Annotated in this window: 16 protein-coding genes; 6 read left to right on the forward strand and 10 right to left on the reverse strand. The window is 63.3% G+C overall.

Annotated elements, in window-relative coordinates:
- Positions 1-397 precede the first annotated feature (397 nt).
- Positions 398-1234 (reverse strand): symmetrical bis(5'-nucleosyl)-tetraphosphatase, encoded by an 837-nt coding sequence (locus tag G3480_RS08610; RefSeq protein ID WP_164653466.1) that lies wholly within the window; start codon positions 1232-1234, stop codon positions 398-400.
- 62 nt (positions 1235-1296) lie between these two features.
- Positions 1297-1668 carry a Co2+/Mg2+ efflux protein ApaG gene (gene apaG / locus G3480_RS08615; RefSeq protein WP_164653467.1) on the reverse strand — a complete coding sequence of 124 codons (372 nt, stop codon included), beginning with the start codon at positions 1666-1668 and terminating at the stop codon, positions 1297-1299.
- Between the two features lie 403 nt (positions 1669-2071).
- Here apaG and G3480_RS08620 point away from each other — a divergent pair, with 403 nt between their 5' ends.
- Positions 2072-3058, forward strand: coding sequence for a Gfo/Idh/MocA family protein (locus tag G3480_RS08620; protein ID WP_164653468.1), 987 nt, complete (start codon positions 2072-2074; stop codon positions 3056-3058).
- Positions 3059-3087: 29 nt separating this feature from the next.
- Here G3480_RS08620 and pdxA read toward each other — a convergent pair whose 3' ends face one another.
- Genes pdxA through G3480_RS08635 form a run of 3 tightly spaced genes read right to left on the reverse strand, consistent with a single transcriptional unit; the run spans position 3088 to position 7964 of the window.
- On the reverse strand, positions 3088-4095 hold the full coding sequence (pdxA, locus tag G3480_RS08625) for a 4-hydroxythreonine-4-phosphate dehydrogenase PdxA (RefSeq protein WP_164653469.1): 1008 nt from the start codon (positions 4093-4095) through the stop codon (positions 3088-3090).
- A 52-nt stretch (positions 4096-4147) separates the two neighbouring features.
- The gene (locus tag G3480_RS08630; protein WP_164653470.1) at positions 4148-5482 is read right to left on the reverse strand and encodes a peptidylprolyl isomerase; all 1335 of its coding nucleotides are present in this window, start codon (positions 5480-5482) and stop codon (positions 4148-4150) included.
- Positions 5463-7964 (reverse strand): LPS-assembly protein LptD, encoded by a 2502-nt coding sequence (locus G3480_RS08635; RefSeq protein WP_240905695.1) that lies wholly within the window; start codon positions 7962-7964, stop codon positions 5463-5465. The genes G3480_RS08630 and G3480_RS08635 overlap by 20 nt, the downstream gene beginning before the upstream one ends.
- 185 nt (positions 7965-8149) lie before the next feature.
- Here G3480_RS08635 and G3480_RS08640 point away from each other — a divergent pair, with 185 nt between their 5' ends.
- Positions 8150-9151 carry an aminoglycoside phosphotransferase family protein gene (locus G3480_RS08640; RefSeq protein WP_164653472.1) on the forward strand — a complete coding sequence of 334 codons (1002 nt, stop codon included), beginning with the start codon at positions 8150-8152 and terminating at the stop codon, positions 9149-9151.
- A 156-nt stretch (positions 9152-9307) separates the two neighbouring features.
- Positions 9308-11566, forward strand: a complete 2259-nt coding sequence (locus G3480_RS08645; protein WP_240905696.1) for a PhoX family protein — start codon at positions 9308-9310, stop codon at positions 11564-11566.
- Between the two features lie 190 nt (positions 11567-11756).
- On the opposite strand, the gene G3480_RS08650 is transcribed toward G3480_RS08645, so the two are convergent.
- Entirely contained in the window at positions 11757-11963 is a 207-nt protein-coding gene (locus G3480_RS08650) for a hypothetical protein (protein WP_164653473.1), read from the reverse strand.
- Complete coding sequence (locus G3480_RS08655) at positions 11953-12381, reverse strand: PIN domain protein (protein ID WP_164653474.1); 429 nt, start codon at positions 12379-12381, stop codon at positions 11953-11955. The genes G3480_RS08650 and G3480_RS08655 overlap by 11 nt, the downstream gene beginning before the upstream one ends.
- 673 nt (positions 12382-13054) lie before the next feature.
- Here G3480_RS08655 and G3480_RS08660 point away from each other — a divergent pair.
- The 3 genes from G3480_RS08660 (at position 13055) to G3480_RS08670 (ending at position 16872) form a co-directional block, all read left to right on the forward strand.
- On the forward strand, positions 13055-14083 hold the full coding sequence (locus G3480_RS08660) for a Fe(3+) ABC transporter substrate-binding protein (protein WP_164653475.1): 1029 nt from the start codon (positions 13055-13057) through the stop codon (positions 14081-14083).
- A 79-nt stretch (positions 14084-14162) separates the two neighbouring features.
- On the forward strand, positions 14163-15812 hold the full coding sequence (locus G3480_RS08665) for an ABC transporter permease subunit (RefSeq protein ID WP_164653506.1): 1650 nt from the start codon (positions 14163-14165) through the stop codon (positions 15810-15812).
- Complete coding sequence (locus tag G3480_RS08670) at positions 15796-16872, forward strand: ABC transporter ATP-binding protein (protein WP_164653476.1); 1077 nt, start codon at positions 15796-15798, stop codon at positions 16870-16872. The genes G3480_RS08665 and G3480_RS08670 overlap by 17 nt, the downstream gene beginning before the upstream one ends.
- 211 nt (positions 16873-17083) lie before the next feature.
- Here the strand turns inward: G3480_RS08670 and G3480_RS08675 are convergent, their stop codons facing one another.
- Genes G3480_RS08675 through G3480_RS08685 form a run of 3 tightly spaced genes read right to left on the reverse strand, consistent with a single transcriptional unit; the run spans position 17084 to position 20694 of the window.
- Positions 17084-18100, reverse strand: a complete 1017-nt coding sequence (locus G3480_RS08675; protein WP_164653477.1) for a hypothetical protein — start codon at positions 18098-18100, stop codon at positions 17084-17086.
- Positions 18097-20007 carry a VWA domain-containing protein gene (locus G3480_RS08680; RefSeq protein WP_240905699.1) on the reverse strand — a complete coding sequence of 637 codons (1911 nt, stop codon included), beginning with the start codon at positions 20005-20007 and terminating at the stop codon, positions 18097-18099. Before G3480_RS08680 ends, G3480_RS08675 begins: the two co-directional genes overlap by 4 nt.
- A gap of 12 nt (positions 20008-20019) precedes the next feature.
- Positions 20020-20694, reverse strand: a complete 675-nt coding sequence (locus G3480_RS08685) for a sensor histidine kinase (RefSeq protein WP_164653478.1) — start codon at positions 20692-20694, stop codon at positions 20020-20022.
- Positions 20695-20704: the final 10 nt, after the last annotated feature.

The following is a 20704-nucleotide window of genomic DNA, read 5'->3' on the forward strand; positions in this document are numbered from 1 at the left end:
GCAGACGGACTCCAACGTCCACGGAAGAGGCCATTGCGGTCGCTCGCTGGCGTTGGCCGAATGTCAGCAACTGGCCGACAACCGTCAGTGGGACGAAGACGGCGAATTTCCGTTGCCGGGGCGCAGGAGTCACCGCGCCAAGCAGGTCGAGTGACAACTCCCCGCGTTTAGCCCTCGTAGCGGATCCGCCCATCATCTGCGGGGTTGGGCGGCCTCTTGCGGTCGATGAGGGAGTCCGGAATGCGTGCCCTTTTCGCCGCAATGCGGTTATAGGCCAGCTTCCGAGGTGTCCCTTGATGGCCGGATGCTGCCAAGACGAAGACCCAAGACGGGCATCGTCGTGATTCAGAAGTCGCTACAACAGCCGGATCTGCGCAGAGGTGAGGCGCCTTCGGGATCATGCCTCTCCGGGTGTCAGTGCGCCAGGGCAGTCGAGCTGGATGACCCGCATTGGGTCCTGGTCCAGCGTTAGGGCGCTGAGTGTGCCTCCCCAGAGGCAACCGCTGTCGATCGCCCAAACATTCTCCCCGGACCAGTAGCCAAGGGTCGACCAGTGTCCGAAGACGATCCTGTCCCCACGTGTCCGCCTTCCAGGCATTTGAAACCAGGGCAGCCGCCCCGGACTCTGGCTCCCGAGCAGCCCCTTCTCTTTCAGGGCAAGGCCCCCGTCCGGCTCGCAGTATCTGAGTCGTGTCAAGCAGTTGGTGATGAACCTCAGTCGTTCCATGCCGCTCAGCTCCGCAGACCAGAGGCTGGGTCGATTGCCATACATCTCGCGCAAGAAGGTTCGATAGTCGTCGCTTCTCAGCACGCTCTCCAGCTCTCCGGCACAGCGGCGGGCTTGGTCCAGGTCCCACTGCGGCGGGAGACCTGCATGAACCATGGTAAGCGCTAAGGTGGGGTCATGATGGAGTAGCGGCTGATGGCGCAGCCAGTGCAGCAGATCGTCTCGGTCCGGCGCCTCGAGAACGGCGTCCAGGGTGCTTTTCTTAGAGTGCTTCGTGTTTCCCGCGGCCACTGCCAAGAGGTGGAGGTCGTGGTTTCCGAGCACGACGATGGCGGCCTCGCCGAGGCTGCGCACGAACCGCAGGACCTCGAGTGACTGCGGGCCGCGATTGACCAGATCTCCGACGAGCCAGATCCGGTCGTGCTCGGGGTCGAACGCGAGCTGATCGAGCAGTCGTCGCAGCTCCGCATAGCAGCCTTGGATGTCGCCGATGGCGTAACTTGGCATGAGGTCGGTCTCGGATCGCTCCTCGGATGCGCGTCAGCGCACTTGTGCTCGTTGCAGTCTGCTCAGTGGATGCGGGCCGAGGCGAGTGAGAACACTGGAACCTCGGCCTTGAAACGGGTCCCGTCCTCCGCGACCATGCCGTAGGCGCCTTGCATGCTGCCGAGCGGGGTCGTGAGAATGGTTCCGCTGGTGTACTCAAAGGACTCTCCAGGGCGCAGGTGGGGCTGCTCGCCGACGACACCCTGGCCCCTGACTTCTTGGACCTTGCCGTCTGCGTCAGTGATGACCCAGTGACGATCGAGGAGCTGGGCCGCCTTCGCCCCCTGGTTCTCGATTGAGATCGTATAGGCGAAGACGTAGCGGCCTTCGTCCGGCGATGAGCTGTCTGGCTGATACTGGCTTTGTGCGGTGACCTTGATGGAATAATCGCTCACATGTCTCTCCGGTGCGTCTAGTTGTCTTGAGCCAACAAAGTGTCGGACCTAAGTCGGTGATTGCCTGATATTCGGCCGATTCTTGCTAGATTGCTTGTATTATTTTTAAAGAGTTGTAGGATGTTTATAGAAGTCTACGCGAACCAGTGGCGAGAGTCGTGATTACATCAAAACGCAAGAAACGGAGGCCGGATCCGCTGATGTTGTTGTTACTCTTCGTAGTGATTGGGATGTCTGCCACAGTGGGGTATCAGCTCTTTCTCTACTCGGATTCCAGCCACACTGAGTTCGCGCGTCAGGCGCTGCCAGGTCCCCGCGTCGGCGGCTGAGGCTGAGGCTGCGGCTGTATAGGTCGTTGCGCCAGGGCGCCCCGTGACTTCGATCCAAAACTCAGGCTTTCACCATGACGCGCGTGCAGACCGATAAGAAGCTCAGAGTCGGAGTTGTCGGCGTTGGCTATCTCGGCCGTTTTCACGCGCTCATCTACTCGAGGATCCCGCACGTCCATCTCGTTGGTGTTGTGGATACGGATCCGGCACGCGCGCGGGCCGTCGCCGACGAGGCTGGCTGCCGAAGCTTCCCTGCGATCGATCAGCTTGCCGAAGAGGTCGACGCCGTCAGCGTTGTCGTCCCTACGACGGCTCACCTCGAGGCTTCTGGGCCCTTTCTCAAGCGCGGCATTCACGTCCTGCTCGAAAAACCGATCGCGCCGAGTCTTGAGGAGGGCGCTGAGATTGTTCGCTTGGCGGGCGCGCACGGTGCGATTCTCCAGGTCGGTCATGTAGAGCGCTTCAACGCCGGCGTCATGGCGCTGGCCGAGCGCATTCGCTCCCCGCTCTATCTCGAGGCGCAACGCATGGGAGGCTTCGTCGAAAGGGCGACCGATGTGGATGTGGTCTCGGATCTCATGATCCATGACATCGATATCATCCTCTCGCTGGTTGCCTCTGAAATCAGCTCCATCTCCGCGGTTGGTGCCTCCGTCTTGACGGAACACGTGGATATTGCGAATGCCAGGCTCGAATTCGCCAATGGCGCCGTCGCGAACGTGGTTGCCAGTCGAGTTTCGGACAAGCCGACCCGGCGGATTCGCGTTTTCCAAGGGGGTGCCTATCTCGCTTTGGATTTCGTCGAGCAGACCATCGACGTCGCGGCCCCGCGAGCGGTCGAGGGTGCCGAGCGTCCGGAGATCGTGCGCGAGCAGATCAAGGTTGAGCCCGTGAAGCCCCTGGATCAGGAGATCGCCGCCTTCGTGCGCTGCGTCCAAGAGGGAAAGCCCCCCTTGGTCGATGGTCCCACGGGATTGGAGGCGCTGAAGGTCGCGCTGGAGGTGCAGGCTTGTATCCAGCGTTCTGCCGAGCTGCAACGACGTCACTTGCTTCCCATCTGAGCCACATTCGGCCCGCCCGTCAGGGTGCTTCAGCGTCCTTCCTTGTTCGGGGCGGCGGAAGCGACCATCTCGTTGGCCATCTCCACGGCCGCAATCAGACTCCCCAAGTCGGCATTCGCTGTTCCAGCGAGATCGAGCGCTGTTCCGTGATCGACCGAGGTGCGGATGATTGGAAGTCCCAAGGTCACATTGACCGCGCGCCCGAATCCGAGGTGCTTGAGCACCGGCAGGCCTTGGTCGTGGTACATGGCCAGCACGGCGTCCATCCGAGCGAGCTTGTCTGGCACAAAGGCGGTATCTGCGGGAAGCGGACCAACCAGGTCAAGGCCCTGGGTCCTGAGATCCGCGAGCACGGGCTCGATGACCTCGATCTCCTCGCGGCCGAGATGCCCGCCTTCACCTGCGTGCGGGTTGAGTCCGCAGACCAGGATGCGCGGTTTGTGAATGCCGAACTTGGTGCGCAGGTCATGGTCGAGCGTGCGGATGACCCGAGTCAGCAGCTTGGGTGTGATCGCTTTGCAGATCTCGGAGAGCGGCAGATGGGTCGTGGCTAGCGCCACGCGCAGCTCAGGGACCGCGAGCATCATCACCGGCTGCGCGCCGCAACGCTCGGCGAGTAGCTCGGTATGTCCGGTGAAGGGGATGCCCGCATCATTGATCACGCCCTTATGCACCGGGGCGGTCACCATGGCATCGAAGGTGCCGTCGAGACAGCCGTCGCAGGCCTGAATCAGGGTTTGAGTGACATAGCCTGCATTGGCCGGGTCGAGGCGTCCCGGGAAGCAGGGCTGGCTAAGCGCAACGGGCACAACCCGCAAAGTGCCCGGATTGGTGGGGTGGGGCGGGACCGTGGGGTCAAAGTCTTGGATGCTGAGCGCTAGACCGAGTCGCTGTGCGCGCGAGATCAGCAGAGCCGGGTCGGCCACGGCGACCAGTTCGGCGCGATTTCCCTGGCACGCGAGCCGGACGACGAGATCCGGCCCGATCCCGGCTGGCTCGCCCGGCGTCAGCGCCAGACGTGGGGTCGCGCGGCTCATGTGCGCCGGCGCGCGCGGCGACTGGCGGCTGTGAGATGCGACAGGTCCATGACTAGAAATCCTGGCCCAGGCGGATCTCAACGTAGGCCTCGTCGCGCAGTTGTCGCAGCCACTCCTCGGTGGCCTCCTCGGCCTTGCGACGCTGCAGCGCTTCGCGAGCCTTGATGCGCATGATCTCTTGGCTGGTGTCCTGGCTGCGCCGCTCGCGGACCTGAACGATGTGCCAGCCGAAGGGGGTCTTGAAGGGCTCGCTGATACCATTGATGGGTAGAGTGTTCATCTGCTCCTCGAAGTCCGGCACGGTGTCGCCTGGATTCACCCAGCCGAGATCACCGCCCTTGAGCGCGGAGCCGGTGTCGTCGGAATGGGCGCGGGCGAGCGTGGCGAAATCGTCGCCGCCGATGACGCGCTGACGCAGCTGATTCAGGCGCCGCTTGGCGTCGTCGTCGGACACGATCTCATTGGTACGGATCAGGATGTGCCGCGCATGGGTCTGTGTGACATTTTCGGGGGTCGCGGCCTTGATCTCGCGGATCTTGATGATGTGAAAACCGCTTGGGCTGCGCAGTGGGTCGCTGATCTCGCCCTCGGCCAGGGTGTAGGCGAGGTCGGAGACGAGACTGGGCACGGCGCCCATCTCGAACCAGCCGAGATCACCGCCGTCCAGCGCATTGCGGCCATCCGAATCGCGCACCGCGACCTCAGCGAAGTCCGCCCCAGCCCGCAGCTTTACGACCAGGCGCTTGGCCTTGTCCTCGGCCGTCTTGAGCTGCTGGGCAGACGCATTTTCCGGGACTGCGATGAGGATGTGCTGCAGTCTGACCTGCTCGCGCTCGACCAGCCGGCTGCTCTCTTTCTCCAGGAAGATGTCGATCTCGCGGTCCGTGACCTGAATCTTCTTGACGACCTCTTGGTTCTGCAGTCGACTGGTGAGGATTTGCGCGCGCGTGTCCTCGCGGAAGTCCTCGAAGCGAATCCCGCCGGCCTCGAGCGTTGCCTTGAGCTCCTCGAGCGACAGGCCGTTGCGGCTGGCGATATTGGTCATGGCCTCCATCAGGGCGGCGTCGTCGACGCTGATGCCAATATCCTTGGCGCGCTGCTGCTGCAGGCGCTTGAGGATGATGCGATCAAGCACCTGCTTTTCCAGCTGCGGTCGCGGCGGGATGGCCGTGCCTTGGCGTTGGAGCTGAGGAATGACGATCTCGATCTCACGATCGAGTTCGCTTTGGACGATCACGTCGTCGTTGACCACGGCGACGATGGCATCCAGTGCCTGGGTTGCGGCCAGGGCGCATCCGACGCTGATCGTCAGGAGCAGCAGGGTTGCCGCGCCAGACCAGAGACGCTGCCGCCGCGCGGCTGCACGGCTAATCGGGCTGATATCCATAGATTCCTCTTTCCAGGAGCTTGTCGATCTGATTGCCGAAGGATCCGAGTCCGGCAAGCTCCAGTTGCAACATGATGCTGGTGCTGGCGGGGTCTGTGGCGCTGCGCTTGATTTGCTGTCCAAGCAGGCGCAGCCGCCAGCAGCAGCGTCCGACCTCGATCCCAGCGAAGGCTTCGACGGTCTCGTCGTTCAGCATTGAGTAGAGCCAGCGCCCGACCAGCTTGACATTGGAGCCGAGCGGCAGCTTGAAGGATAGGTCGGTGTCCTCGTACTCCTCGGACTCCTGGTTGCCCAGATTGTAACGGTAGGCGAGGTTGATGAGGTGGTTGGCGTCCGGCGCGTATCTGAGCTGCAGCACTTGCTTCTCCCAAGGCTGCTCGGTCTCGTTGGGATTCCATTGCAGGCTGGCGGTTGCGGTCCAGTCGGAGTGCAGGCGTGCTGACAGCTCGCCCGCCACGGACGAGCTGATGTCGCTCTCGGTGCTGTCCGTGTTGCCGTCGAGCTGAACACGGGGTTGGGCGAAATAGTAAACCTGGCCGATGCTGGTGCGCAGCAGCTGGTCACCGCTGCGGTTGGCGATGGTGCGTGACGTTAGGCCGAGGGTCAGGCGGTTCTCATCCCCGATGCGATCGTAGCCGGTGAAACGATTGGGGCGGAACAGGCTCGAGAAGCTGAAATCCAGTGCAGTGGTGTCGAAGAGTGGGTTGTCGGCTTGGTCCACATAAGGCGTTAAGACGTAGTAGAGGCGTGGCTCCAAGGTTTGCAGGGCATGGGTGCCGAGCCAATTGACCTCACGCTCGAAGATGAGCTTGCCGTCGACGTCGACACTGGGGATCAGGTGCGATAACTGGTCCGGGGCACCCTCTTCCTGCCCGGTCAGGTCATAGCCCGTGTAGTAGAGGCGGGCACGCGGGATGAGATACCCGAAGCTCCGGCGCAGCGGCGCGCGTAGCGACGGGAGTGCGACGACGCGGCTGCCATGCACGGCGTTATTGTGGTCGAAATAGTCGTACTGTGCGTCGAAGTCGAGTTCCGCGAGCTTGTTCCAAGTCTTTGGGTCGACATTGAACTCGATATGAGGCAGCTGGCCGTAGGGGCGGTCCTCGGGGGGAATGCTGGCATCGACTGTCTGGAACTGCTGCAGTCGGCCGATCAAGCCCCAGCCGTCGCCTCTGTAGCGGACGTCGGCGCGCTGGCTGAGATTGCGCACGCTGGTGACGTCCAGGCGGTTGCCGAAATCCTGCAGGTATTGGTCGTCCGAGACGGCGGCGTAGTCTACGGACGAAGACCAGCGTGAACCCAGCCAGCCTCCCTGCTTGATGCGGTAGGCGCCGCGCACCCCCTCGTTCTCGGCCTTCTGGTCGTGCGGCAGAATCTCGCCGTCGATCTCAAGATGCTGGAAACTGGACAGGTGACGGAACTGGCCGCCCAGCATGAGGCCGCGCGTGCTCATGTAGCGCGGGATGATGGTGGCGTCCATGTTGGGCGCGATATTCCAGTAGTAGGGCAGGCTGATGTCCGTCCCCGTTTCTTCCGATGAGCCGAAGGTCGGGATGAGCATGCCGCTGCGGCGGCGCCCGTCGATCGGGAAGCGCAGATAGGGCGTATAGAGCAGGGGCACGTCCGCGAAGCGGATCCGCGCGTGGCGCGCGATGCCGATCCCGCTGGCCTGATCGAGTTCCAGCTCGCGCGCGGCGATGGACCAGTCGGTGTTTCCCGGCGGGCAGGTCGTGTAGATGATGTCGCGGTAGCGGCTTTGCTGCTCGCTCAGCATCCATGCTTGCTCGGCTTCGCCGCGCAGATTCGCATTGCCGGACATGCGGTAGCCTGGCTTGGTGATGCTGCCTTTCTGTGTTTCGAGGTTGTAGCTGGCCGCATCTCCGACCAGCCGGATGCCTGGCAGCTCCAAATAGATATTCCCGCTTGCCTTGATGTCGCCATTACTGCGGCGATAGCTCGAACGATCCGACTCGAACCGACGGCCTTCCTGCAGGATCTCCACATCTCCCAACAAGCTGATCAGATCTGCATCTTGGTCATAGCTGACGCGATCCGCCGTGATATCGGTCGGTGGTTGTGCGTCGGCGCCGAACGGCGCGGTCGGGGTCATCTCTGTCGTGCCAGGTTTGGGACCACAGTAGTCCCAGCTCAGTCCTTGGCTTAGCCGCTTGTCCTCGGATCTTGGGCCTAAACGACGCGGCGCTGGATGGGGCGTGACGGCTGGGGTGCTGGCGGGGGCGGTTTCTGCCGGCGCGGCTGGCTTGGGCTCGAGTCCTTGCAGGTCTGTCCCCGGCGGCGTTGGCTCGCTTGGGGTCAGGAGGGGCAGCGCGGGGCGATCATCCGCAGGCGTCGTCGGCTGAAAATCGCTGGGGCGATCGGCTTCGACCGCGGTTCTCGGCTGCTCTTCAGACAGGCTGGGACCCGACAGGGCGATGAGGGCTAGCAGCGCCGAGGCGAGAGCGCTGCGTTTTTGATCGACCATGGTCGGCATCCGTCGGGCGGACTCGCTACACAAGAGTGGACGGTGGAAGTTGAACCTGCAACCATGGCATATCCGGTCTCGGGCGGCAATCGGAAAGCGCTCAGCGCAATGGATGCGGCCTTGTCGAGAACCGTTCCAATCATGAAAACGCAGGGTCGCTGACAACCTCAGCGGCGCAGAGGTGGATGTGCGTGTCAGAACGAAATGATGCCATGCGGGCCTGGCTCGCCAGGGTAACGCAATCAGCGGACTTCGAGTTGGTCGCCGCCTCATCGGACGCGAGCTTTCGCCGCTATTGGCGGCTGATTCAGGGCGGAGAGACCCGCATCGTCATGGATGCTCCGCCGGCGCAGGAAGACTGTGGTCGTTATGTCGATCTCGCACGCCGGTTCCGCGCTATCGGTATCAATACGCCCGAGATCCTCGCCGAGGATCGAGCCCAGGGCTTCCTGCTGATCTCGGATCTCGGGGATCGCGTCTATTTGAGTCATCTGAGCGAGGCGAGCGCGGACCGGCTCTACGGCGATGCCCTTGCTGCCTTGCTGACCATCCAGGCCCACGGACCGACTCAGGGGCTGCCGGCGTACGACGCGCCCTTTCTCAAGCGCGAGCTTGGGCTCTTTCGCGAGTGGTTTCTGGACCGGCATTTGGGGCTGGGGCTTTCGCGGGCCGAAGCGGACATGCTCGAGGCGCTAGACGCCTTGCTGATCGCCACTGCGCTCGAACAGCCGCAAGTCTGTGTGCATCGCGACTACCACTCCCGCAATCTCATGGTGACGGCGTCCGAGAATCCTGGAGTGCTGGATTTTCAAGACGCCGTGGTTGGCCCCGTCACCTACGACGTGGTCTCGCTGCTCCGCGATTGCTACATCGCCTGGCCTGCCGAGAAGGTTGCAGACTGGGCGCTCGCCTATCAACGCCTGGCCTGCCAAGCAGGCGTCATCCGCGAGGAAGATCCGCAGCGCTTCTTGCGCTGGTTCGATCTCATGGGACTTCAGCGCCACCTCAAGGTGTGCGGCATCTTCGCACGGCTCAATCTCCGCGATGGCAAACCGCACTATCTCGCCGACCTCCCGCGCACGCTCGGCTACATTGTCGAGGTCGCGGGGCGCTACAGGGATCTAAGCGAATTCGGCGCCTTCCTCGGCGACAAGGTCAGGCATGCGATGCCCGCTGCTGTCGTCTGAGCCTCCCTCGATTGTCATCCTGTCGTCATAGAATCTTCATCGTTTCCTGATCCGAGCATCTTGTTTTTTCCTTAGTCTCCGCGGTTCGAACGCACGTCCAGGCCCACCAGCGGGTCTTGGTCTCGTCTAACTCTTGCTACTTTAGGAATGCAGTCGATGTCTCAGCTCAGTAAGACCCTTTGCAGCATCCCCGCGTTGATGTTGGCGCTCGGATGTACCCAATCGCAGGCGGATCTCAGCGTTGATAAGATTGCTGGTGTTGCCAGCGATGGGGGCTCGACATCCGCGACCTTCGGGATGCGCGTGCAGTCGCAAGCCGGCACGGGTGCGCCCTTCGCAACGGATGACAGCCTTGACGTCTCCGCTCAGATCGCTCCAGCCGCTGGCGACCTTGGCAACCCCGCTGACCTCTTCCTGGTCGCGTCACAAAATGGCGTTTGGCTCAATCGCGACGCTGGCGGTGTCTGGCACCTCTGGGATGGCCGCATGGACGCTTTGTTGGCGGCGGCTACCGCAGCCAATCTAGGATCGAGCCAAGCGATCGAGGTGATCAAGGGTCTCAGCGATCCTGGCGCATTCCAAGCCTATGTGGGCTATCGTGCTCAAGGCTCGAGCACTGTTGTCTACAACAGCGAGCCGGTTAGCTTCCAGATCAGTGATTTGGTGTTCTCGACGCTTTCGGTGCCCATGACGCCGAACGAAAAGCGCCAGATTCGTGCCTCTAGCTCAGTTTTCGTCGAGGGGCAGGAGCATGACATCGCTTATCACGACATCGTGCGCACGAACCAAGTGCTGCCGAAACTTGACGGAGCCGCGGGCGAGACGGAGATCTTCGGGCTTCTCAAGGATAAGGATGGCGATCCGCTGCGGCTGGAGGATGGAAGCCCCTGGGTTTGTACCAATGGTTCAGGTCCGGACCACACCTCCATCCTGCAGTACGGCTCCAGCCTCTTTGCCGTCACTCAGCTCGAGTGCAGCCTCGGCGGTGCTTACATCACCAAGCTCGAGCAAGGTGGCGACGGGAACCTGACTGCGGTTTCCACGCGCGCTGCGGATTTCTCTGACGTTTACGGCACCTACGTCAATTGCGCTGGCATGACCACGCCTTGGGGCACGCACCTTGGCTCCGAGGAGTACGAACCTCCCATGGCGCTATTCGACGCGGATGCCGCTGACCAAGCCTGGTTCAATGATCCGAGCTGGCACGACGCGCACATGCAGGCGATTGCGGATTTCAACAAGATCGAGAATAGTGCCGACAATGCGGCCTACTTCGGCTATATGTTCGGCTGGATCCCAGAGGTTCGCATCACCTCCGATAACGGCGATCACGAGGTCGCTAAACACTTCGCGATGGGACGCTTCGCGCACGAGCTGGCCTATGTCATGCCCGACCGCCGAACCGTCTATTTGTCTGATGACGGCACCAACGTCGGGCTTTTCATGTTTATCGCCGATGAGGCTGAGGACCTGAGCGCGGGTACGCTCTATGCGGCGCGCTGGGTCCAAACCTCAGGGGCCGGTGCGGGTAGCGCGAACATCGAGTGGATCAATCTCGGGCATGCCACGAATGAGGAGGTCCGCGCCGCGATCGAGAGCTGGACGACGTTCGCCGATATGTTCGACAAGATCGACCCGCTCGACGCCGATGCGGGTACCTGCCCGGATGGTTACCTCAGCACCAATACTTACGACGAAGGTCTGCTCTGCACGCGTCTCAAGTCCGGCATGGAGCAGGTCGCGTCACGCCTTGAGACCCGCCTCTATGCGGCGCACATGGGTGCGACCACCGAATTCCGTAAGGAGGAAGGGCTCACCTACAATCCGGACGACAATGTCCTCTACGTTGCCATGAGTGAGCTTCGCAAGGGGATGGAAGACGGCTCCTCGAACGATGTCGGCGGACCCAATCACATCCGTCTTGATGAGGGGAACCCCTGCGGTGCCGTCTACGGCATGAACCTCCATGGCGGGGCCGTCGACACCGCTGGTCGATCCATCAATAGCAGCTACGTTGCTTACGACATGCATGGCGTCGTGGTTGGCACCCCCAAGGACTACAGCGGCACGGAGCTTTCAGCGAATACCTGTGATGTCGACGGCATCGCCTCGCCTGACAACCTCACCTACCTTCCGAAGTACAGGTCTCTTGTCATCGGAGAGGACACCAGCGCTCATCAGAACGACTACGTGTGGAGCTATGATCTCAACACCCGCATGCTGACCCGCATCGCCACCACGCCGTACGGCGCGGAGACGACCTCGCCCTTCTGGCACGCCAACATCGGTGGCTATGGCTACCTGACTCTCGTGACTCAACATCCCTACGGCGAGTCGGACGAGGACCAGGCTCAAAGCCCTGACGACAAGGAATCGCACGTCGGCTACATCGGACCATTCCCTGCGCTCGACTAATCGACCGGGAACCGGGTGGCGCAGGGAGGCGCCGCCAGCCTGACGTGGGGGTGGTCCGCAGCGCGCTCGGGTGTGGCGCTGCCCACGGCATGACCCAGGCACAATTTGGCAACCTGAACCCATCAAAGCCTGCGAGCGTGATCGGCCCAAACCGCTTTACAGCGCTGAATGATTGCGCGCGAGGTGGCCTTCATTCGTGATTCAGTTGATCCGACAACTGATTCGCGGCGGCCGCGATCTCATCAATACTGAGATCCGGTAGTCCTGTTCTTCGCCACTCCGTATAGTCAAATTTATCTCGCGACACGGCGGCAAGAAAGCGCTCTGCTTCAACAAGCCCGAGCGCACCGATTAAGGCTTGCATACCCGCCATTCGGATTTCGGCTTCAGTCTTCATACCAGTGCTCTAGTGTGGCCAGTGCTTCGCCCGGCAGTCGTGCCGCGAGCAGGTCGAGTTTGCGGAGTCTCTTGAGCAGGCGATCGTCCGTAGTAACGAAGAGATCGACTTCACTGGCGAGCGCGCAGGCGACATGCTGTGCATCAAAACGCGCTACAGCTTGCGATTCGAGTTGCTTGGCTCTAGAAGCAATCTTGGGGGAGACCTGAATGCATCGATCTGCTAATCGACGCCACTGCAGGATTGCTTGTCGATGCTCTGGAAACGGATTCTTACTGCATTCGAAGTCGAGTATGGAAGACCAGACAAGGCGACACCTGCCGTCCTTGATGTTTTCCTGGATCAGCAGCTTTGCCTCTGTTTCGAGCCGAACGCGTGCTTGCGTCTGGTCATCGTAGGGTCGGTTGAAGCAGCACATGTCCAGACAGGGTGATTTCCGAGAAACAACAGACCCGCAGTTCCGATCCCGGATGGGCAAAGCCCTGGCGATGCGCTTCTTTCGGAGTGCCGAGGGTAGAGGGGCGTGCCCATCATCCCAGCTCAGCGCTTTGCAGGATGGGCGCGTCCGTCCAGCGCCGAGGTGACGCTCAAGCCCCGAGTGCGGACTTTGCCCATCCTACCGCCCCGCGCCCTTTGGGTAAGGTCATGTTCGAAGTTCGCGAGTTTAACGCCGAAACGCCACATCTGCACCGAAATCCGTGATCAACCGCTTGCAGCGGCTGGGAGCAACGCCACTGCTTCACCCGCGCACCGAGCGAGATGCGTTGATCCTCGGACCGCCCCGTCGTTGGGCAGGCCCCTCGCATCTTTTGGGCGAAGCGCCGTGGGAGCGGCGCCCCGCCGCGATCGCGCGCCCGTCGCGGCGGGGCGCCGCTCCCACCGACCACGTGGTTGGATCGGAGGATGATCGAGGCCTTCCGGGCGTAACGCTCGTCCTCTCTCGCGACACCGCTCGACGCCGCCGCGAATCCTATGTCGGAAATCACGCGTTGATATTGAGAAGCAGTCTTATTATCATTATTGATACTTGGACGCGAAAGCCGCGCGTGACGACCAACCACCGATTCGACGATTCAGAGGAGCCGCTGTCCGTGAGACGACACCTTGCCACCCTTACCGCGATCACCTTGACGGCAGCCTGCTTGGCCGCCTTTCCTGTCTTTGCCGACGACGAGGTCAATGTCTATTCCTCGCGCAAGGAGGCGCTTATCAAGCCGCTGCTCGACCGTTTCACGCAGGAGACGGGCATCGAGGTCAATCTGGTCACGGGTAAGGACGCCGCGCTGCTGCAGCGGCTCAAGAGCGAGGGGGCCAACTCGCCGGCGGATCTGCTCATCACGACCGACGCCGGCAACCTGCACCGTGCCAAGGCGGCGGGCGTGACCCAGGCGTTCTTGTCCGAGGGGCTCGCGGAGGTCATCCCCGCGAGCTATCGGGATGCGGAGGGCCACTGGGTCGGGCTGACGCTGCGCGCGCGCCCCATCCTCTACGTAAAGGAGCAGGTCGACCCAGCCAGCCTCTCGACCTACGAGGCCCTGGCGGATCCGGCCTTCAAGGGGCGTATCTGCATCCGCTCCTCGGACAATATCTACAACCAGAGCCTGGTCGCCTCGCTGATCGCCGCCAACGGCGTCGAGGCGACCGAGACCTGGGCGAAGGGACTGGTCGCCAACCTGGCGCGCCCGCCCAAGGGCGGCGATCGCGATCAGATCAAGGCAGCGGCCGCTGGCGAGTGCGGCATCGCCGTCGCCAACACCTATTATCTCGCCGGCATGCTCGAGAGCGAGGAGCCGGCGCAGCGTGCAGCGGCCGAGGCGATGGGTGTGTTCTGGCCCAACCAGGAAGGGCGCGGCACCCACGTCAACGTCAGCGGGGCCGCCGTCACCGCAGCCGCCAAGCACCGGGAGGCCGCCGTCCGGCTGGTCGAGTATCTGGCCGAGCCCGAGGCGCAGGCGTGGTATGCGCAGGCGAACGGCGAGTACCCAGTCCGGACCGGCGTGGCGCTCAGCCCGACCCTCGCCGCCTGGGGCACCTTCAAGGCCGACGACCTGGATCTGAGCCGCCTGGGTGAACTCAATGCCGAGGCGCTGCGGTTGATGGACCGTGCCGGCTGGCGCTGAGCCGCGCTTGGCGACGGCCACTGCCGCTGAAGGGCCGGCGGATCGACCCCAGCCGTCCCCGCGCCGCGACTTCGCAGGCGTGCTGACGCGGGGAGCCGGCGGTCGGCTCTGGGCGATCGGCACGGTCACATTGGCGGTGCTCCTCGCGGTGCCCGTGCTCGTGATCCTCGGCTTCCTGCTGGTGCCGTCCGGTGCGACCTGGCACCACCTGGCTTCGACGGTCCTGCCCGACTATGTCGCCAATTCGCTCCTGCTGATGCTCGGGGTGACGCTTGGCACCCTCGTCGGCGGCGTGGGGACGGCCTGGCTGACCAGCATGTGCCGCTTCCCCGGACGCGGCTTCTTCGAGTGGGCCTTGCTGCTGCCCATGGCCATGCCGGCCTACATCATCGCCTACACCTACACCGGCCTGCTGGACTTCGCCGGCCCGCTGCAGAGCGGGCTGCGCCAGCTCACCGGCTGGGGCTACGGGGACTATTGGGTGCCTGAGGTGCGCTCGCTACCGGGCGCGGCCGTCATGCTGTCGTTGGTGCTCTATCCCTACGTCTATCTGCTCACGCGCGCGGCCTTCCTGGGGCAGTCCATCTGTGTGCTGGACGTCAGCCGAACCCTGGGCAACGGCCCCTGGCGGACCTTCCTCACAGTGGCGCTGCCGCTGGCTCGGCCGGCGATCGCCGCCGGTCTCTCGCTGGCCCTCATGGAGACCCTGGCCGACTATGGCACGGTGCAGTATTTCGGTGTCCAGACCTTCACGACGGGCATCTTCCGCACCTGGTACGGCCTCGGCGACCCGGCTGGAGCGGCGCAGTTGGCGGCACTGCTGCTGGGCTTCATCCTGGTGCTCATCACACTGGAACGCTACTCGCGTCGCCACGCCCGCTACCACCACACCAGCCAGCGCCACCAGGCGATCCGTCGTTATCGGCTGGGCGGTTGGCGGGCCGCGGCGGCCACCCTCTTTTGCGCACTGCCGCTCCTGCTCGGCTTCCTGATCCCGGCCGGGCAGCTCTCAGTCTGGGCCGTCAGTCTGGCCGACACAGCCTACGATGCCCGCTTCCTCGAGCTGGTGGTCAACACGCTCGGGCTGGCCGGGCTCGCCGCCCTCCTGGCGCTGCTGCTCGCCCTGCTGCTCGGCTACGGTCGGCGCTTGCAGCCGAGTCGCCCCGTCCGTTTCGCGGTGCGTCTCGCCGGGCTCGGCTATGCCATCCCCGGCACCGTCATCGCCATCGGCGTCATCATCCCCTTCGCCTGGCTGGACAACCAGGTCGACGCCTGGATGCGAGCCACCTTTGGGGTCTCGACCGGACTCTTGCTCAGCGGCACCTTGGTCGCCCTGGTCTTCGGCTATCTGGTGCGCTTCCTGGCCGTCTCGCTGCAAAGCGTCGAGACGGGGCTTGGCAAGATCCGACCCTCGATGGACGAGGCGGCACGTTCTCTGGGTGTCCGCCCCGCGAGTTTGCTCTGGCGGGTCCACGTCCCGCTGCTGCGCGGCAGCCTGATCACCGCCTTGCTGCTGGTGTTCGTGGACGTCATGAAGGAACTGCCGGCCACCCTCATCCTGCGTCCCTTTGACTTCAATACCCTGGCCGTGCGCGCCTTCGAGCTAGCCTCTGACGAGCGTCTGGCCGACTCGGCGCCGGCCGCGCTGACCATCGTCCTCGCCGGGCTGATCCCGGTCATCCTCCTCAGCCGTTCCATCACGGGGTCCCGCCATGTCCAACCGGCTTGAACTCTGCGACGTCGACGTCGGCTACGGCGCGCGCGCCGTCGTGCGCGCTGCCTCCTTCGCACTCGGCGAGGGCGAGATCGGCTGTCTCCTGGGTTCGAGCGGGTGCGGCAAGACGACGCTGCTGCGGGCCATCGCGGGCTTCGAGCCGGTCAGCTCGGGTGAGATCTGGATCCATGGCCGCAGGGTTGCGACGCCGGGTCAGATGCTCGCGCCGGAGGAGCGGCGCGTCGGCATGGTGTTTCAGGACTTCGCCCTCTTTCCGCATCTGAGCGTCGCACGCAACATCGGCTTCGGGCTGCGTCATCTCTCCAGGCGCGAGCGCCGCGCTCGGGTCGCCTCGCTGCTCGAGCTGGTGGGTCTTGGACATACGGCCGAACTCTTTCCGCATCAGCTCTCGGGCGGTATGCAGCAGCGAGTCGCCCTCGCTCGGGCCATGGCACCACGCCCCGAGGTGCTTCTCCTCGACGAGCCCTTCTCCAGCATGGATGCCGCGCTGCGCGAGCAGCTCGCGCGCGAGGTCCGCGAGGTCCTCAAGCGCGAGGGGGTAACGGCGGTGCTCGTGACCCACGACCAGCTCGAGGCCTTCGCCATGGCAGACCGTATCGCGATGCTCGCCGACGGCACCATCCAGCAGTGCGGCAGCGGTTTCAGCCTCTACCACGAGCCGGTCAACCGCCTTGTCGCTGACTTCATCGGTCAGGGTGCATTCCTGCCCGCGACGGCCATCGACGCGCTCAGCGTGCGCACCGAACTCGGCCGGATCGCGGGGACACGACCGCATGGCCTGGCGCTCGACCTGCCCGCCGAGGTGCTGATTCGACCCGACGACCTGGTCGACGACGATGCCAGCCCGGTGCGCGCGACCGTGGTCGAGCGCGCCTACCGCGGGGCCGAGTACCTCTACCGGCTCGAGCTACCGAGCGGTGCCGAGGTCCTCTGCCTCTTGCCGAGCCATCATCAGTACGCGCCGGGCGCGCAGATCGGCATTCGGCTCGAGGCGAAGCATCTGGTCGCCTTTGCTCGAACCGGTGTGCAGGCCGCGAGTCCTGGGTCGAACTGACCCTGGGTTGAACTGATAAGGAAGCTCCAGCGTTATCGCAGGGGTCACACCGCTAGAGCGGCGTGACCAGGACAAGACCTGCGCGCCGTCCGGCGCGGGCAAGCCAGGCGCTCACCCCCAGCCTGCGGGGCGCCGCTCCCACCGACCGCGTGGTTGGATCAAAGGATGATCGAGGCTGAATTCCGCGCTCATGGCGAGATCATGGAGCGCTTCATTTTTTGTCGGCCGGCTCACCGAAGAGGTCTGCGAGGCCTTCCAACTCCTCACGCGCGCGCGCCTCTTCATCCTCCGGCGATTCGGCCTGAGTGGCCGAGCTTGGCTCTGGCTCTGGCTCCGGTTCCTGCTCGGGCTCTTGTTCTGGCTCCGGCTGCGGTGCTTGATTCTGCGTTCCGAAGGCATCCAGCATGGCGTCGAGCGCGTCCTGATCGATTGGTTCCTCGTTGAGCGATGATGGCTCTTCGGGCGTTGCGGTGGGCTCCTCGGCAACGGCTTCTTCGGCAACCGGCTCAGGCTCAGGCTCAGGCTTGGGCGCTACGATCGCTTCCGGCGCGGCTGCGTCAGGTTGTGATGCTTCAACGTCCACTTGCTCGGGCAGAATGTCAAATTCCACGTCTTCGAGCTGATTGTCGGCTGGCTCGGACGGGGTAGGCGCCGGTGGTTCCGGGGGCGCCGCCTGGTCCGGCTCGCCCGCTGGCGCGGGTGTTTCTTCTGCCGTTGCTTCGTCCTGATTCTTCTTGAACGCAGCCATGTACTCGTCCATCAGCTCCTCAAGCGTGTCCTTGGTGCTGGCGAGTTCATCGGCTAGTGCCGCCTTTTCATTCTCCAGGTCGTTGAGTTGGCTGGCATCGATCATTCCTGTCGGCGTCATCTCGGCCAAGGGTGTCAATACTTTGGTCAGCTCCTCGGGGATCTTCTTGAGCATGGCGCCATCACGACTGAGGTAGAGGCTGAGCATGGCGCTGTAGAAGGCCTTCTCGCGGACGATGTACTCATCCACCTTAGCCGCCAGGTCGTCGCCCTCCAGGTGGTAGGTGCTCTCGAACAGGCTTGTCAAGGCATCGCGCCGTGAGAATTCATCTGTTTCTAAGCGGCGCATGACGGCCCCCGCATGGGCGTGGTCTTCATGGGAGCGCTTGTGCTGATGGCGCATCATCATGAAGAGGATGATCCAGGCGATGAGGGCGAACTCGCCGGCCAGGATCAATGCGCCAATCTCGAGCGTCGTCATGACCCTTTCCTCGTCTTGGCCTTCTTCGGTTCGGGCGTTTCACTCGCGATCACGGCGGCTGGCGCCGAACGTTTGAGCAGCCACCAGGTGAGGCCCAAGATGATGCCCAGGAGGAGATTGCCACCCAGTACATAGCTGCTCAGAAGTAGCCACTGGATTGGGGGTTTGGGGGACTCTCCCGTGCGCTCAGTGGTCGCGGGCGCGGGAAAATCCAAGTTGAGTTCATGCGGCTTGGGGCGGAAGACGACGCTGTCGTCCCTGAGCGTGGTGGCAATCAACTGGCCCTTGATGACATAGTGTCCGGGCTCTTGGACTGGGACCTTGATGCCGAGGGGAAGCTGCGCCGACTCGGGAATCTCCACCACGGAACTGCTACCGCCGGGGGCCGTGATCTGCAGGTAGCCGAGTAGGCTCTCAGGCTTGATCAGGTCCGGCTCGCCTGTGATCCGCATCTTGATCCGTGCGATTGGGTCCTCCGGCGACGGCAATTGCTGGTCGTAATCGACCGCGATCGGAGCACCAGAGACCTTGATGCGCTTGACGGTCTGACGCTGAAAGGTACCGCCGTCGATGACAAGCTTGAGTTCATAGCTACCGGTCCCGAGTGCTTGGGTGTCGAGCTTGGTGGCAAAGTGGCCGCTTTGCGCGTCGAGCGCCATCTGCAGCGTAGCGGGCAGTGCGGGACCTTTGTCTGCCGGCTCGGAGGCTGCGTCTGGGGCGGGTGCGTCATGCTCACCGGCCTCGCGCGCGGGCGCCTGCCCTTCTTGGTCGGGAGTCGATTCCACAGGGCGGTCGAGCGGTGAGATCTCCGCCGTTGCGGTCAGTACCTTGAGCAGGTCCTCGCGTGTGACGGGCTGACCATGATCCGTCAGCCAAACTTCAATCTCGGGCTTCTCGCCCTCGCTCAGTGCGCTCGGCAACTGTGCCGCTGCGATTTGCAGGTCCGTGACCACGACGACCCGATTGTCCGGGTCCTCGACACCCTTGAGCCGCCAGGTGCCGGCCTCGGGATCCTTGATGGTGATGAGGTCGTAGCCGGGCTCGGTGCGCCAGGTGATGGTGTCGGCGTGCTGCTTTGCGGAGAGACGCTCGCGGCTCGGTGAGATCAGTGCGGTGTCGGCGCCCTCGGCGCGAAAGGCGAGCACCGTCAGCTCCGAGACTTGGTCGTCGATCTCGAAGCGGTTGCCCTTGATCGGCACCGTCGTTGGCTCGGCCGTCTGCTCGAGCATGTGAAGAAAGATCCGCTGGAGTGCGTCGGCATTTTGTGCGGTCTCCAGCCAGCCGCCGGTCTCTTTGGTCAAGAGTCGCATCAATGCCATGTCGACATTGCTTGAGAGTCCGACTGCGTGCACCTTGACCCCCATGCCCTTGAGCCGCTCGAGCTGCTCGCCCAAGATGCGCTCTCTGGAGGCGGCGTCCGCCGTGTCATCCTTGGAGACGTCGACTAAGCCGTCGGTCAAGAGCACCAAATGTCGCTCGTCGTCGGCGCCGGCAGGCGCGTCCCAGCCGCGCGTTCCGGTCGCAATCGCCTGCTCGATATCGGTGAGCAGGCCGCGCGAGTGGATGCGTGTGAGTCGCTCGCCTGTCTTGCGTTTCCATGCCTTGTCGACGGTCCCTGGTGGCGCCAAGACCTCCGTCTTTTCGGCGAAGAGCCAGACGCCGGCCTTCGCACCTTCGGGAAGCAGCTCATTGACGAGCCGCAGGGCAGGGACCCGCAGGTTCTCGGGATCGTTCTTGCGCATGCTGCCCGAGACGTCGATCAGCATCCGGACATCGGTCGCTGCAGAGAGGTCGCACGCGGTGAGCGCGAGAAGCACAATGATGACAAGTCGAGTCACAACGCCAGAGATGGGCTTGGAGTCCGTCATGGCCTGTGTGACGGCGGCCTGCGCAGGATCTTGAGTCATGATGGGTGCGGGCTAGGGCAGCCAGAGTTCGAAGCAGCCGCCGGGTAGGCGATGGCCATTCTTGAGTTCGATGCGTCCGCGCTTGCCGTTGTTCTGGTGGAGTTCGGCGATGCTCGTGGCGAAGAAGAGGCCCAGCTGCGTTCGGCCTGGCGCTTGCGATTCCTGCGGCTGCTTGGCCATGTTCTTCAGCAGTCCGGACAGTGAGTCGGGAAAGCCGCCGCCATCGTCCTCGACGCGAATCACCAGATAGCCGTCTTCTTCTGTTGCGTTGACCTGGATCTCGGTCTTGGCGTAGCGGTGTGCGTTGCCGATGGTGCTGTCGAGGACGCTGCGGATGAGATCGGCATCGAAATAGCCGTTCAGGTCCGGATCGCAGTCGGAGCTCAGCTGGATGTTCAAGGACTCGCAGAGGGCGGAGTTGTTGGCGATGACCTCGTCGAGGAAATCCTCCAGATTTTGCTCGGCGACGCGCGCGGCGAGCTGCTGGTTGCCGATCTTGTAGAGCGTGAGCAGTTGGATGAGGTTGTTGTTGGCGCGCTGTGCTTCATGCTGCAGCAGACTGGCCTGGCGCACATCGGCAATCTTGTTGTTAGGATCGTTGACCAGCTCGTCGACGCTGCTCAGGATAAGCCCGAGCGAGTTCTTGATGTCGTGGATCGAGGAGGCGAGGATGTCGGAAAAGTCCATGCGTCTTGCC

It is taken from the genome of Thiorhodococcus mannitoliphagus (assembly GCF_010915725.1).
GTDB lineage: Bacteria > Pseudomonadota > Gammaproteobacteria > Chromatiales > Chromatiaceae > Thiorhodococcus > Thiorhodococcus mannitoliphagus.

What these genes read in the sequence shown, in the direction of transcription:
- G3480_RS08610 (WP_164653466.1), bottom strand. Translation starts at nt 1,234, where the DNA reads ATGCCAAGTTACGCCATCGGCGACATCCAAGGCTGCTATGCGGAGCTG.
- G3480_RS08620 (WP_164653468.1), top strand. Translation starts at nt 2,072, where the DNA reads ATGACGCGCGTGCAGACCGATAAGAAGCTCAGAGTCGGAGTTGTCGGC.
- pdxA (WP_164653469.1), bottom strand. Translation starts at nt 4,095, where the DNA reads ATGAGCCGCGCGACCCCACGTCTGGCGCTGACGCCGGGCGAGCCAGCC.
- G3480_RS08630 (WP_164653470.1), bottom strand. Translation starts at nt 5,482, where the DNA reads ATGGATATCAGCCCGATTAGCCGTGCAGCCGCGCGGCGGCAGCGTCTC.
- G3480_RS08635 (WP_240905695.1), bottom strand. Translation starts at nt 7,964, where the DNA reads ATGGTCGATCAAAAACGCAGCGCTCTCGCCTCGGCGCTGCTAGCCCTC.
- G3480_RS08640 (WP_164653472.1), top strand. Translation starts at nt 8,150, where the DNA reads ATGTGCGTGTCAGAACGAAATGATGCCATGCGGGCCTGGCTCGCCAGG.
- G3480_RS08645 (WP_240905696.1), top strand. Translation starts at nt 9,308, where the DNA reads ATGTCTCAGCTCAGTAAGACCCTTTGCAGCATCCCCGCGTTGATGTTG.
- G3480_RS08650 (WP_164653473.1), bottom strand. Translation starts at nt 11,963, where the DNA reads ATGAAGACTGAAGCCGAAATCCGAATGGCGGGTATGCAAGCCTTAATC.
- G3480_RS08655 (WP_164653474.1), bottom strand. Translation starts at nt 12,381, where the DNA reads ATGTGCTGCTTCAACCGACCCTACGATGACCAGACGCAAGCACGCGTT.
- G3480_RS08670 (WP_164653476.1), top strand. Translation starts at nt 15,796, where the DNA reads ATGTCCAACCGGCTTGAACTCTGCGACGTCGACGTCGGCTACGGCGCG.
- G3480_RS08675 (WP_164653477.1), bottom strand. Translation starts at nt 18,100, where the DNA reads ATGACGACGCTCGAGATTGGCGCATTGATCCTGGCCGGCGAGTTCGCC.
- G3480_RS08680 (WP_240905699.1), bottom strand. Translation starts at nt 20,007, where the DNA reads ATGACTCAAGATCCTGCGCAGGCCGCCGTCACACAGGCCATGACGGAC.
- G3480_RS08685 (WP_164653478.1), bottom strand. Translation starts at nt 20,694, where the DNA reads ATGGACTTTTCCGACATCCTCGCCTCCTCGATCCACGACATCAAGAAC.